This is a genomic window from Georgenia thermotolerans, assembly GCF_009193185.1.
GTDB lineage: Bacteria > Actinomycetota > Actinomycetes > Actinomycetales > Actinomycetaceae > Georgenia > Georgenia thermotolerans.
Genome location: NZ_VUKF01000074.1, coordinates 1 through 12,441, shown reverse-complemented (window position 1 = coordinate 12,441; position 12,441 = coordinate 1). Strand labels below are relative to the sequence as shown.

Annotated in this window: 11 protein-coding genes, 1 tRNA gene and 1 pseudogene; 9 read left to right on the top strand and 4 right to left on the bottom strand. The window is 72.8% G+C overall.

Annotated features, from left to right (window positions below):
- The 3 genes and pseudogenes from GD970_RS20670 to GD970_RS20660 form a co-directional block, all read right to left on the bottom strand.
- A pseudogene (locus GD970_RS20670) lies at positions 1-615 on the bottom strand (hypothetical protein); the annotation flags it as partial.
- Between the two features lie 124 nt (positions 616-739).
- Positions 740-1,099 carry a hypothetical protein gene (locus GD970_RS20665; protein WP_152204777.1) on the bottom strand — a complete coding sequence of 120 codons (360 nt, stop codon included), beginning with the start codon at positions 1,097-1,099 and terminating at the stop codon, positions 740-742.
- 786 nt (positions 1,100-1,885) lie between these two features.
- The gene (locus tag GD970_RS20660) at positions 1,886-2,410 is read right to left on the bottom strand and encodes a DUF6326 family protein (protein ID WP_152204776.1); all 525 of its coding nucleotides are present in this window, start codon (positions 2,408-2,410) and stop codon (positions 1,886-1,888) included.
- Positions 2,411-2,571: 161 nt separating this feature from the next.
- Between GD970_RS20660 and GD970_RS20655 the strand changes: the two genes are divergently transcribed.
- The 3 genes from GD970_RS20655 to GD970_RS21905 all read left to right on the top strand — a co-directional run bounded on the left by GD970_RS20655 (position 2,572) and on the right by GD970_RS21905 (position 4,607).
- A complete protein-coding gene (locus tag GD970_RS20655; protein WP_152204775.1) occupies positions 2,572-3,720 on the top strand; it encodes a sensor histidine kinase in 1,149 nt (382 codons plus the stop codon).
- Positions 3,717-4,364 carry a response regulator gene (locus tag GD970_RS20650; RefSeq protein WP_152204774.1) on the top strand — a complete coding sequence of 216 codons (648 nt, stop codon included), beginning with the start codon at positions 3,717-3,719 and terminating at the stop codon, positions 4,362-4,364. Before GD970_RS20655 ends, GD970_RS20650 begins: the two co-directional genes overlap by 4 nt.
- Positions 4,365-4,439: 75 nt before the next feature.
- Positions 4,440-4,607 carry a hypothetical protein gene (locus GD970_RS21905; RefSeq protein ID WP_155524140.1) on the top strand — a complete coding sequence of 56 codons (168 nt, stop codon included), beginning with the start codon at positions 4,440-4,442 and terminating at the stop codon, positions 4,605-4,607.
- 168 nt (positions 4,608-4,775) lie between these two features.
- Here GD970_RS21905 and GD970_RS20645 read toward each other — a convergent pair.
- A tRNA-Leu gene (locus tag GD970_RS20645) sits at positions 4,776-4,859 on the bottom strand.
- Positions 4,860-5,576: 717 nt separating this feature from the next.
- Here GD970_RS20645 and GD970_RS20640 point away from each other — a divergent pair.
- From GD970_RS20640 to GD970_RS20615, 6 genes are all read left to right on the top strand, one after another.
- Positions 5,577-6,296 carry an FhaA domain-containing protein gene (locus tag GD970_RS20640; RefSeq protein ID WP_152204773.1) on the top strand — a complete coding sequence of 240 codons (720 nt, stop codon included), beginning with the start codon at positions 5,577-5,579 and terminating at the stop codon, positions 6,294-6,296.
- A gap of 10 nt (positions 6,297-6,306) precedes the next feature.
- Positions 6,307-6,792, top strand: a complete 486-nt coding sequence (locus tag GD970_RS20635; protein WP_152204772.1) for an FHA domain-containing protein FhaB/FipA — start codon at positions 6,307-6,309, stop codon at positions 6,790-6,792.
- A 4-nt stretch (positions 6,793-6,796) separates the two neighbouring features.
- Positions 6,797-8,131, top strand: coding sequence for a PP2C family protein-serine/threonine phosphatase (locus GD970_RS20630; protein WP_152204771.1), 1,335 nt, complete (start codon positions 6,797-6,799; stop codon positions 8,129-8,131).
- Positions 8,131-9,582 carry an FtsW/RodA/SpoVE family cell cycle protein gene (locus tag GD970_RS20625; RefSeq protein ID WP_152204770.1) on the top strand — a complete coding sequence of 484 codons (1,452 nt, stop codon included), beginning with the start codon at positions 8,131-8,133 and terminating at the stop codon, positions 9,580-9,582. The genes GD970_RS20630 and GD970_RS20625 overlap by 1 nt, the downstream gene beginning before the upstream one ends.
- A complete protein-coding gene (locus GD970_RS20620) occupies positions 9,579-11,039 on the top strand; it encodes a peptidoglycan D,D-transpeptidase FtsI family protein (RefSeq protein WP_152204769.1) in 1,461 nt (486 codons plus the stop codon). Before GD970_RS20625 ends, GD970_RS20620 begins: the two co-directional genes overlap by 4 nt.
- A gap of 10 nt (positions 11,040-11,049) precedes the next feature.
- A partial coding sequence (locus GD970_RS20615) for a serine/threonine-protein kinase (protein ID WP_226925511.1) occupies positions 11,050-12,441 on the top strand: 1,392 nt, incomplete at its 3' end.

Here is a 12,441-nt window from a genome sequence, read left to right as displayed (position 1 = left end):
CTGCACTCCTCCATCGAGAACCTGCCCCCGATGGAGTTCGAACACCGTCACCGGCAGGCTGTAACCGCGACCACCATCCCGGAGGTCGCGTAACCCACCAGCCCTCCGGCGGACCCAGGACGGTTCATCGCCGTACCCAACCCGCTCCCCCGCCAACGCCGTCCGCAACACCGGGACGCCAAGGGCGACCCAGACCGCCCCCACCCCCACACCGCCGACCACCGAGAGGAGCCAGACGAACCACCGTCCCACCAGCGACACGGCCACGACCGCCACCCCGACACCCAGGACGATCAGGCTCAGTCCCTCCAGGCGGGCCACATCCTCGATCGGCACCCACGGAACCTCCGGCACCCGCGCCATGTACTGGGCGTACGTGTCGTCCTGCATGTACACGCACGCGCTGGCCCTCCGATGCTCGGGCAGACCAACCGGCGGCTCCGCCCCGCCGAAGCACACCCCGAACCGCGCCCACGACGCCCGCCACCCCCATACGACCGACACCCCGAGCAGCACCACCCCCACCACCCGGACCAGCACCACCACCGCGCGGCCCACGACCGCGGTGGCACGCACAGTGAGCCCGGTGGCGACAACTGGGGCGTCCTGGACCATGACCGCCTCCCTCCTCCTCGAGGTGGCCCCATGGTCCCGACGACCAGCCGGCCGCGCTGGCGAAGCGCCGCCCCTACTTGGCGGGGACCGACGGCGGCCGAGCACACCCCCAGCGAGGTCGGCGCTACCGCCGGGCGGCGACTTCGCGGCTTCCGCTGTCGACCCAGGCCGCGGCGACGCACCAGCCCACGCCGGCCGCGAAGACCAGAACCGTCACGAGGGCGTACATGGGCACGGCGAACCACGCCAGTTCCGGCATCGCGCCGACGATGTCCCGGACACCCGGGACACCGAGGAGCGCCAGCACCAACGGCGCGATGAGGCCGGCCGCCCACCCGAAGCACCGGGCCGCCGACCGCAACCGTGAGCGTTGGACGGTCCAGGGTGCGCGGCTGTGCAGCACCAGGGTCACGACCAGCGCCAGAACGGCGATCGTCTCGGCGCCCGCCATCGCCGTCGGGTAGTGACCATCGAGGAGATACATAGAGGTCAGTGTGCCGTCCCAGGGGCTCACACGACGCGACGTTGCTTGCGCTCACGACGAGACCCCACCACGGGCGAGCACACCGGGCGACGACGCCCGTGAGCAGCCCACCCGTCCTGGCCGCCTCCACCACCAAGGAGACCGACACCACCCACCTGGCCATGAGCGGAACGCCCGCCACTGGCCCTCTCCTCCAGTGGGCCCGACACCACCACCGGGTCAGGGCGCGACGGTAACCACCCGGCGCCGCCACCGTCCGTCCCACACCACCTGGCCGGCCCCGCTCGTGCCCGCGAAACCCCGGCCCGGGCCGCGCGCGGATCGCGGCATCGGGCTGTAGGCGCCGGCTACTTGCTCTCGGAGTCGAAGTGCGCAGGGACTTCTTGTGCGGGATGACCGCGCGCCGGCCTGACGCTGCGGCTACGGCGCCGACTGGCTCCAGTCGCCGTCGGGGCGCCAGTTCTGTTCGACCGAGACGGGCACGGTACTTTCGGTAAGCCAGTAGGCCTGACCGGGGTTCCAGCCCGCAAGCAAGGTGTATGCGTTCTCGGCGACGGCGACTGCGCGTCCGGCGGTCGTCGCGTAGCCGAGCACCGCGATGTGCAGGGCGTCGAAGTCTGCCGCGACTCGGGTCCCGTCCGGGATGACCCACCTGGCGTCAGTTCCTGTCGTGCGGTACCAGTCGTGCCGGCGCGGTGCAGTGACTTCGAGCGGGTAGCGCCGACATGACTCTGCCCACGCTTCGGGAACCTTCGACCTCCTACACGGTGGGCGCGGGGCGGGCAGTCATGCCTGCTGCGGCGTGCGGAGTGGCTCGCTGTCGAGGCTGGTTGCCAGGGTCGCCGGTGATGCGGTGCGGCGGGGCCAGGTCCAGGCATGGCGCAGGATGAAGGTCAGGAGTAGCAGCTCGAGTCCGATGGAGAGGCCGTAGAAGTAGGAGTAGGTCCAGGACTCCCCTGCCGCGTTGTAGATCGAGACGGGGACGTAGAGCGCTGCTACGACGAGGTTGACGGTGCGGTTGACACGGGCGGGCAGTGTCGTGGAGAGCAGGATCATGAGGATCGGGATAGCTATGAGCGTGAGCGAAATGGCGACAAAGGTTGGGCCGGTCTCGAACTCGTGGACGCTGCCGGCCAGGATGTCGTCGACGAAGCCGGGCTTGTACAGGGCGAGGTAGTCGACGTAGATGTACAGGAACATGAAGCTCGTCCATGCGGCTGCGAGCTTGGTCTGCAGGGGCATGCGCAGATCTTCCAGCGCGCTGCGGGATGGCAGATTTTCTCGTGCGGTGTGGGATTGGGGCGTTCTCATCACAATGCTCCCTGGCTTGATCGGGTGGGTGCATCCACCGTCACGGATGCCGGCGGCGGGCACATCAGCTGCGGAGCCTGAATCGACCTGGCCGTCGGCACAGCCGAGCTCTTGTACTTTCGGCGAATACGCCGGGCACGCGGGCTGCCTAGGCTGATTAGGTGGCCACCAACGCACTCCGCTCGCTGTGGGCCGAACCTCGACCCACGCAAGCCCCGGACTGGGGGCCGCGGGACTTGGCCCTGGTGGCAGCACTGGTCTGCTGGTCTGTGGTGGAAGTGGTGCTTCGCCAGGACCTCGCGCCACGCCCGCTGCTGCTGCTCGCGGTGCTCGCGGTCCTCGGCCCCCTGCTGTGGCGACGAACACACCCGTTCGTCGCGGTTGCGGTCTCCTTCGGCACGTTGACGATTGTCGACATCGTCAGAGTCCTCACCGGGTTACAGGGCGGCCTGCTGAACAGCGTCTCCGCGGCGCTGATCCTCGCCTACGCCCTGTTCCGGTGGGGCTCCGGTCGGGAAGCCGCAAGCGGCCTCGGCGTCATCCTGCTCTGGCTGGCCATCACCTACGTCGCCGACCCCATGAGCCTCTGGGAGACGGTCGCAGGGTACGCGTTCTTCCTGTTCGCCGCCGCGCTCGGCGCCGCGGTCCGCTTTCGCGCGAAGATCCGCATCCGCGACATCGACCAAGCCAAGGCCCGTGAACGCGAACAGCTCGCTCGCGAGCTCCACGACACCGTCGCCCACCACGTCTCGGGCATCGCCATCCAGGCCCAAGCAGGACGTGCCATCGCGGCCTCCCACCCCGAACGCGCCATCGAGGCCCTGGCCATCATCGAGGACGCAGCGACCCGCACCCTCTCCGAGCTGCGCGCCATCGTCGGCGCGCTCCGCGCCTCACAGGACACCGAGTTCGCGCCGCAGCCCGGCGTGGCCGAGGTCGAGCAGCTCGCCACCTGTGGCCAGACGCGTCCCTGCGTCGAGGTGACGCTCTCCGGCGAGTTCGACGACCTCAGCCCGGCAGTCGGCGCCGCGATCTACCGCCTGGCCCAGGAGTCCATCACCAACGCTCGACGGCACGCCCGTAACGCGACCCAGGTCACCGTCGCCGTCACAGGCGACGCCGACCGGGTACGGCTGACGATCGACGACGACGGCTCCTCCGGCGCTGGCGGCCGCGGCCCAGCGGGCTACGGCCTGGTGGGCATGCGGGAACGCGCTTCACTGCTCGGCGGCACCTTCCACGCGGGCCCCACCGTCGAGCGGGGCTGGCGGGTCGAGGCGGTCCTGCCCCGAACCGGGACGCCACGATGAGCATCAGGGTCCTTATTGCCGACGACCAGCCCATCGTGCGCACCGGGCTGACGATGCTGCTCGATGCCCAACCCAACATCGAGGTGGTCGGCGCGGCCGCCGACGGGCGCGAGGCAGTCCGCCTGGCGCTCCAGCTGCGCCCCGACGTCGGCCTGTTCGACATCCGAATGCCGCTGATGGACGGCATCGAAGCCACCCGACGCCTCGCCGGCCCCGACGTCACCGACCCCCTGCCGATCGTGGTCATCACCACCTTCGACCTCGACGAGTATGTCCACGGGGCGCTCAAAGCCGGCGCGCGCGGGTTCCTGCTCAAGGATGCTGGCCCCACCCTGCTGACCCAGGCCATCCACGCCGCCGCCGACGGAGACGCACTGATCGCACCTAGCGTGACCGTCCGGTTGCTCGCAGCGTTCGCCCACGCACAGACCTCACAACCGAGGCAGCCGATAGAACCCCTCACCGCCCGCGAGGAGGAAGTCCTCGTGCCGGTAGCCCAAGGCCATACGAACAATGAGATTGCCAGCGCGCTCTACATCACCCCAAGCACCGTCAAAGCCCACCTCGCCAGCCTCATGCGAAAGCTCGGCGCCCGAAACCGCGTCGAGGTCGCCATGTGGGCTCACGAGACCGGCCGCATCTGACCCAGATGAGCGAGTGGGTGGTCGGGGGGGGTGGTTGGGAATCGGACGCATTGGCGGGTTCTCCGGTTTGCGGGCATGGCGCCCACGAGCAGCGAGGTGCGCGCCCAGAAGCCCGAGATCGTCACGTGGAGCGGTCCGCAGCTCCAGGCGTTCCTGACCTGGAACCGCGACGCGCTCAAGGACGACCTGTTCCCGCTGTGGCGCACCATCGCCCACACCGGGATGCGCGCCTCCCGCGGGTGACCCTCAAGGGCCTGCGCCACACGCACGCCACCCTGCTGCTCGAGCTCGGTGAGCCGAAGGTGGCGGTGGACCGCTTCGCGGCGCATCTCGGAGACGCTTAGCACATGGACAGAAAACGACCCCTGTCCTGGAACCTCAAGTCCCAGGTCAGGGGCCGTCTTCCTGCTGTGCGCGAGGGGGGAGTTGAACCCCCACGCCCTCTCGGGCACACGGACCTGAACCGTGCGCGTCTGCCTATTCCGCCACTCGCGCATGCTTGATCAGCGCTGGCAAGACTAGCACGCGACAACCGCCACTCCCGAACCGTTCCGGACCCGCCGGAGCGTGATCCTCCCCACCCTGGCGCTCCGGCGTTCATGGCCGCGGAGGCGCGGTCGAGGTCGTCTTTCCGTACGCTCACGCCGCCCAGTGCGACGACATTGCGGTTCTCAGCCGGAGGAAGCAACAGTTTCGTCGATCTCGCGTCGCCACCCACGCCCGATCGCAGCGGGGCTGTAGCTCTGGTACCCGAGAGACAGAAGCGGTCGCCCGGACGGCCCGGGCTGCGTGGGGGCGTGACGCCAGCACCGGGCACCGAGGACCGAGAACCGAGCACCGAGGACCGCGGACCGAGGAGACGTTCCCCTTTCTGCGTGCCGTGGTGGCCTCCGCCGACGCGGCCGCCCTCACGCAACCCCAGCACCCGAGGGGCCGTGCCGTGACCCCCACCACCCCGGCACAGCGCCCCGGCGGCCCCCTGACCAGGCACGTTTCCTCCCGATCAGGCGGATGAATGCGCACCGCGCCGGGTCGTGGATGCGCGATTTGCACGCACCGCTGGTTACGATCGTCAAGCCGATACCGTGCGCCGGCCGCCGGCGCGCGCGGCACGGACGCCCTGGGCGTCCCACAGTTGGTAGCCCGGGCACCCGCCCGGCACGCCCCGTTCCTCGGGGTCGACGACGCGCGGCAGGCGGAGGGAGGTGCGCGATGGGAGTCCTGGACCGGTTCGAGAAGGGCGTCGAGCACATCGTCAGCGCGGCGTTCTCCAAGGCGTTCCGCAGCGAGGTCAAGCCGGTGGAGATCGCCTCGGCCATCCGGCGCGAGATGGACGACCGCGCCGCCGCCGTCTCCCGCGGCCGCACGGTGGTGCCCAACCAGTTCACCGTGCAGCTCTCCCCCACCGACCTCGACCAGATCGAGCAGTGGGGCGCCGACGCCCTGGCCGACGAGATGGTTGGGGCGGCCACCGACTACGCCGGCTCGCAGCGCTACTCCTTCGTCGGGCCCGTCGAGGTCGCGTTCGAGGAGGACGAGGCCCTGACCACCGGACGGTTCACCGTCCACTCGGCCAGCCGGCGCGGCGCGGTCGCCCCCGCCACCGCCGCCGTCGCCTCGCCGCGCCACCCCATCGTCGACATCGACGGCCAGCGCTACCTCCTCACCGGCCCGGTCACCGTGATCGGGCGCGGCAGCGAGGCCGACATCGTCGTCGACGACTCCGGCGTCTCGCGCCGGCACCTGGAGATCCGGGTGACCCCCGGAGGCATCATCGCCACCGACCTCGGCTCCACCAACGGCACGTACGTCGAGGGCCACCGGATCGACGCCGCCACGCTCGTGGACGGCAACACGATCACCATCGGCCGCACCCGGATCATGTTCTGGACCGGCGCGGACGAGGACGACACGACGCACGGCGGCAGGTGACCGACCCCGAATGAGCGAGCTCGTCCTGACCCTGCTGCGCGTGGGCTATCTCGTGCTGCTGTGGGGCTTCGTCCTCGCCGCCCTGGCGGTGCTGCGCCGCGACATCTTCGGCACCCGCGTCACCCCGCGCGGCCCGGGCCGGCCCACCCGGGCACCGCGCAACCGCCGGCCGGCCGCCGGCGGCGCCGCCGCGCCCGCCCGCGGGGCGCCCACCCGCCTCGTCGTCACCGAGGGCCCGCTCTCCGGCACCACCATCCCGCTGGGGCCGTCCTCGATCGTCGTCGGCCGCGCCCCGAGCTGCTCCCTCGTCCTCGACGACGACTACTCCTCCAGCCGGCACGCCCGCTTCTTCCCCAAGGACGGCACGTGGTGGATCGAGGACCTCGGCTCCACCAACGGCACGGTGGTCGCGGGCGAGCGGATCGGCCAGCCCGTCCAGGTGCCGCCCGGCACCCCGGTGCGCATCGGCCAGACCCGCATCGAGCTGCGCCGGTGACCGCATGAGCATCCAGCTGCGCTTCGCCGCCCGCTCGGACGTGGGCCTGGTCCGCTCCACCAACCAGGACTCCGGTTACGCCGGGCCGCACCTGCTCGTCCTCGCCGACGGGATGGGCGGCCCCGCGGGCGGCGACATCGCCTCCTCGGTGGCCGTGGCCCACCTCGCCGCCATCGACGACGCCCACGGCGCCGACGACCTGCTGGACCTGCTGCGCGGCGCCGTCGCCGACGCGCACGCCGAGCTCGTCGCCCGCTCCGAGGCCGACGCCGACCTCGCCGGCCTGGGCACCACCTGCATCGCCGTGCTGCGCTCGGGCAACAAGCTCGCCATGGTCCACATCGGGGACTCGCGCGCCTACCTGCTGCGCGACGGCACCCTCACCCAGGTCACCGAGGACCACACGTTCGTCCAGTTCCTCGTCAGCACCGGGCGGCTGACCCCCGAGCAGGCCGAGCGGCACCCGCAGCGCAACGTCATCCTGCGGGCCCTGGGCGACAACGACGGCGAGGTCCAGCTCGACGAGTCGCTGCGCGAGGCGGTCCCGGGCGACCGCTGGCTGCTCGCCTCCGACGGCCTCTTCGGCGTCGTCTCCCCCGACACCATCGCCGACACCCTGCGCCAGATCGACGACCCCGGCGCCTGCGCCGAGGAGCTCATCACGCTCGCGCTGCGCGGCGGCGGCCCCGACAACGTCACCTGCGTCATCGCCGACGTCGTCGAGACCGGCACCGGCCGCGCCCCCGACACCACCCCCCAGGTGGTCGGCGCCGCCGCCCACGACCGCCAGCGGGCCACCCGCGGCGGCGACGGGCCGGCCGCCCGCGCGGCCGCGCTGGTGCGGGCCGCCGCGCCGGAGGAGCCGGCGCGGGAGGAGGCGGAGGAGCCGTCCCGGGGCCGGCGCTGGGTGGGCCGCCTCGTCGCCGCGGTGCTCGTGGTCCTCGCGCTGGCCGCCGCCGCGTGGGCCGGGTACCGGTGGACCCAGACGCAGTACTTCGTGGCGCCCGACGGCGACACCGTCGCCATCTACCGCGGCATCCCCCAGGAGCTCGGCCCGCTGAGCCTGGCGCGCCTGCACGAACGCACCGACCTGCGCATCGACGACCTCACCCCGGTGGCCCAGGCGCGCCTCGAGGAGCCGATCACGCGCGGCTCCCTGGCCGACGCCCAGGCCGTGGTGGACAACCTGCGCGAGTCCGTCCGCAAGGAGCCCGTGGCCCCGGAGGCCGAGGGCGAGAGTCCCGCCCCCGAGGGCGCCAGCCCCTCCCCCGACGGCGCCAGCCCGCCGCCCCCGACCCCGTCGCCAGGCGCACCCGCCGCGGCCGGTGGGGGCGCGTGATGGCGATCGTGAGCGAGCAGCGGGCCCGGACCGGCCGGGGCTCGGAACTGGTCCTCCTGGCCTTCGCCCTGCTGCTGACGCTGTTCTCGTACGCCCAGGTGGGCCTGACGGCCACCGGGGAGGTGCCGAGCAACCTCGGCGCGCTGGCCGGGGTGATGGTCCTCGTCGCCGCCGTCGCCCACCTGCTCATCCGCTGGCGCGCCCCGTACGCCGACCCGGTGATGCTCCCGGTGGTCGTCGCGCTCAACGGCGTGGGGCTGACGATGATCTACCGGATCGACGTCGCCAAGGACCTGCCCGGGGCGCCCAACGCCGACCGGCAGATGCTGTGGACCCTGGTGGGCCTGGCGTGCGCCGTCGCCGTCCTGTGGTTCCTGCGCGACCACCGGGTGCTGCGCCGCTACACCTACACCGCGATGGTGGTCGGCATCGTCCTGCTCGTGCTGCCGGTCCTGCCGGTGCTGGGCCGCAGCATCAACGGCGCGCGCATCTGGATCGGGCTGGGCCCGCTGTCCTTCCAGCCCGCCGAGCTGGCCAAGATCGTGCTGGCCGTGTTCTTCGCCGGCTACCTCGTGACCAACCGCGACAACCTCGCCCTGGCCGGGCGGAAGGTCCTCGGGCTGCAGCTGCCCCGCGCGCGCTACCTCGGGCCGATCCTCGCCGCCTGGGCGGTCTCCCTCGCCGTCCTCGTCCTCGAGCGCGACCTGGGCACCTCGCTGCTGTTCTTCGGCCTGTTCGTGGCCATGCTCTACGTCGCCACCGAGCGGCTGAGCTGGATCCTCATCGGGCTGGTCCTCTTCGCCGGCGGCGCGGCGCTGGCTGCCTCGCTCTTCCCGCACGTGGGGGCCCGGTTCGACGTGTGGCTCCACGCGCTGGACCCCGCGGTCTACAACCGCGACCCGGGCGGCTCCGGCCAGCTGGTGCAGGGCCTGTTCGGCCTCGCCTCGGGCGGGCTCATGGGCACCGGCTGGGGCGCCGGGCAGCCCCAGCTCGTCCCCTACGCCAACTCCGACTTCATCGTCGCCTCGCTCGGCGAGGAGCTCGGGCTCACCGGCCTGCTGGCGCTGCTCGCGCTCTACCTCGTCCTGGCCGAGCGCGGCATGCGCGCCGCGATCGGGGTCCGTGACGGGTTCGGCAAGCTGCTCGCCTCCGGGCTGGCCTTCGTCATCGCGTTCCAGTGCTTCGTCGTCGTCGGCGGCGTCACCCGGCTCATCCCGCTCACCGGCCTGACGATGCCGTTCCTCGCCCTGGGCGGCTCCTCGCTCGTGTCGAACTGGATCATCCTCGCGCTGCTGCTGCGGATCTCCGACGCCGCCCGCCGGCCCGCGCCCGCCCCGGAGGGTCCGCCGCCCGCCGCCGACGGCGACGCCGTCCGCCCGGTGGTGCCCGGCGAGAACCGGCCCGCCGGCCCGGAGGACGGCCAGGCCACCGAGGTGGTGAGGCTGACGTGAACAAGCAGGTCCGGCACCTGGCCACGGTGGTCGCGGTGATGTTCCTCGCGCTCATGGTCAGCGCCACCTCCGTGCAGTTCTTCCAGGCCTCGAAGCTCAACAACGACGGCCGCAACGTGCGCACCGTCTACCGGGAGTTCGGGCGGGACCGCGGCCCGATCGTGGTGGCCGGGGAGGCGATCGCCTCCTCGACCCCGGTCGACGACGTCTACGGCTACCAGCGCTCCTACGCCTACGGCCCGCTGTACGCGCACTCGACCGGCTACTTCTCCACCGCGTTCAACAACATGACCGGGCTGGAGCGGAGCGCCAACGACGTCCTCAACGGCACGTCCAGCTCGCTGCTGCTCCAGCGCATCCAGACCCTCTTCACCGGCAACCAGCCGCAGGGCGGGGCGGTCGAGCTGACCCTCGACCCGGCCGCGCAGCAGGCCGCGACGAAGGCGCTGGGGGACCAGCGGGGCGCCGTCGTCGCCCTGGACCCGGAGACCGGCGCCATCCTGGCCATGGTCTCCTCGCCGAGCTACGACCCCAACGCGCTGGCCACCCACTCGCGCAAGGACGCCCAGGCGGCCCTCGACGCCCTGCAGGCCGACCCGGGCAAGCCGCTGGTCAATCGCGCGATCGCGGGCGACCAGTACGCGCCCGGCTCGAGCTTCAAGCTCATCACCGCCTCGGCGATGCTCGAGAGCGGGAAGTACTCCGTGGACTCCATGGTCCCGGCCCCCACCGAGATGCAGCTGCCGCAGTCGACGCAGGTGCTCAACAACCCCGGCAACCTGCCCTGCGGGGACGGCTCCGGGCAGGTCACCTTCACCCAGGCGCTCAAGCAGTCCTGCAACACCCCCTTCGCCACCGCCGGCATGGAGCTCGGCGACGCGGAGATGCGCAAGCAGGCCGAGGCGTACGGCTTCGGCGAGCCCCTGGACGTGCCGCTGAGGGTCACCCCGGCGCGCTTCCCCGAGACCCAGAGCCAGGCCGAGCTGGCCATGGCCTCCATCGGCCAGGCCAGCGTGCGCGTCACCCCCATGCAGATGGCCATGGTGGGCGCCGCCATCGCCAACGGCGGGGTGCAGATGCAGCCCTACCTGGTGGCCCGCGAGCTCACCGCCGACCTCGAGGTCGTCTCCACCACCAAGCCCAAGGAGCTGCGCCGGCCCATCTCCGCGAGCACCGCCGACCAGCTCACCCAGATGATGCAGGAGGTCGTGCGCTCCGGCACCGGCAAGCACGCCCAGATCCCCGGGGTGACGGTGGCCGGCAAGACCGGCACCGCCGAGATCGGCAAGGGCGTCGCCCCGCACGCGTGGTTCGTGGGCTTCGCCGGCGAGGGCGACAAGCGCGTCGCCGTGGCCGTCGTCGTGGAGAACGGCGGGCACGAGGGCGAGGGCGCCTCGGGCGGCACCACGGCCGCGCCGATCGCGCGCCAGGTCATGGCGGCGGTGCTGGGCAAGTGAGCGGGTCACGGTGAGGCCACGTCCCGGTCTCGTCCTCGGCGGGCGCTACGAGCTCACCGAGCGCATCGCCGTCGGCGGGATGGGCGAGGTGTGGCAGGCGCGCGACCGCCGGCTCGGCGCCATGGTCGCCGCGAAGGTGCTGCGCGAGGAGCTCGTCGGCAACGAGCTCTTCCTCAACCGGCTGCGCACCGAGGCCCGCAACTCCGCCGGGCTGCGCCACCCCAACCTCGCGTCGCTGCTCGACCACGGCGAGCAGGAGGGGTCCGGCTACCTCGTCATGGAGCTGGTGCCGGGCGAGACCCTGGCGGACCGGCTCGAGCGCGAGGCCACCATCGCCCCGGCCGAGCTGCTGCCGATCCTCGTCCAGGCCTGCCACGGCCTGCACGCCGTGCACACCTCCGGGGTGGTGCACCGCGACGTCAAGCCCGCCAACCTCATCCTCACGCCGCAGGGCCAGGTCAAGCTCACCGACTTCGGTATCTCCCTGGGCGCCAACCAGGCGCCGATGACGGCGGCCGGGATGGTCATGGGCACCGCCCAGTACCTCCCGCCCGAGCAGGCGATGGGCAAGGCCGCCACCCCGGCCGGGGACGTCTACGCCCTCGGCGTGGTCGCCTACGAGTGCCTCGTGGGGCACCGGCCCTACACCGGCGCCACGCAGGTGGACATCGCCTTCGCCCACGTCAACACCCCGCTGCCGGCGCTGCCCTCCTCCATCCCGGCGCCGGTGCGCGCCGTCGTCGAGCGGATGCTCACCAAGGACCCGGCCGGGCGTCCCGTCTCCGCCCGGGCCTGCGCCGTCGAGCTCGAGGAGGCCCGCACCCGGCTGGCGCCGGTGAGCCGGCGCGCCCTGCGCGCCCAGCCACGGGCCCGGCACGTCCTCGACGACCCGACGGCGGCCCCCTCCGTGGCGGCGCCCGGCACCGGCCGCGGCGCGGTTCGTGCGGCGGTTCCCGCGGCACCCGCTCCGGGACCTGCCGCCACGCCCTCTCCCGCACCGGCCCCGGCCCCCGCGTTCGATCCTGCGCCGACGGTCCGGCCCCAGCCGGGTCCCGCCGCGGCCCCGGTCTCCGCACCTGACCGGGTCAGGCCGGCCGCCGCCACGCCCGCCCCCCTCACGCCGGCCCGCGCCGTGCCCGCCCCCATCGTTCCGGCACCGGAGGCCCTGCCTCCGGCCTTCGCGCCCGTGACGACCCGGCGCCGTGCCGGCGCCCGGGCGGCGGTCCCCACGCCGGCGGCCGCCGCGTCAGCGGTTTCCCCGGCCCGGCCGGTCTCGCCGGCGTCCGCCTCCGTGCTCCCGCCCGCCGCACCTCAGCCGGCTGCGCCGGTGCCGGCCGCCCCGCGCGCGACCGCCGCCCCGCGACCGGTCGCCACGGTCTCGCCCGCCGCGGTGGCCCGCACG

Excerpts from the sequence above, each read along its gene's own strand:
- GD970_RS21905 (WP_155524140.1), top strand. The coding sequence starts at position 4,440 with ATGGCGCCCACGAGCAGCGAGGTGCGCGCCCAGAAGCCCGAGATCGTC.
- GD970_RS20640 (WP_152204773.1), top strand. The coding sequence starts at position 5,577 with ATGGGAGTCCTGGACCGGTTCGAGAAGGGCGTCGAGCACATCGTCAGC.
- GD970_RS20660 (WP_152204776.1), bottom strand. The coding sequence starts at position 2,410 with ATGAGAACGCCCCAATCCCACACCGCACGAGAAAATCTGCCATCCCGC.
- GD970_RS20630 (WP_152204771.1), top strand. The coding sequence starts at position 6,797 with ATGAGCATCCAGCTGCGCTTCGCCGCCCGCTCGGACGTGGGCCTGGTC.
- GD970_RS20665 (WP_152204777.1), bottom strand. The coding sequence starts at position 1,099 with ATGTATCTCCTCGATGGTCACTACCCGACGGCGATGGCGGGCGCCGAG.
- GD970_RS20635 (WP_152204772.1), top strand. The coding sequence starts at position 6,307 with ATGAGCGAGCTCGTCCTGACCCTGCTGCGCGTGGGCTATCTCGTGCTG.
- GD970_RS20625 (WP_152204770.1), top strand. The coding sequence starts at position 8,131 with ATGGCGATCGTGAGCGAGCAGCGGGCCCGGACCGGCCGGGGCTCGGAA.
- GD970_RS20650 (WP_152204774.1), top strand. The coding sequence starts at position 3,717 with ATGAGCATCAGGGTCCTTATTGCCGACGACCAGCCCATCGTGCGCACC.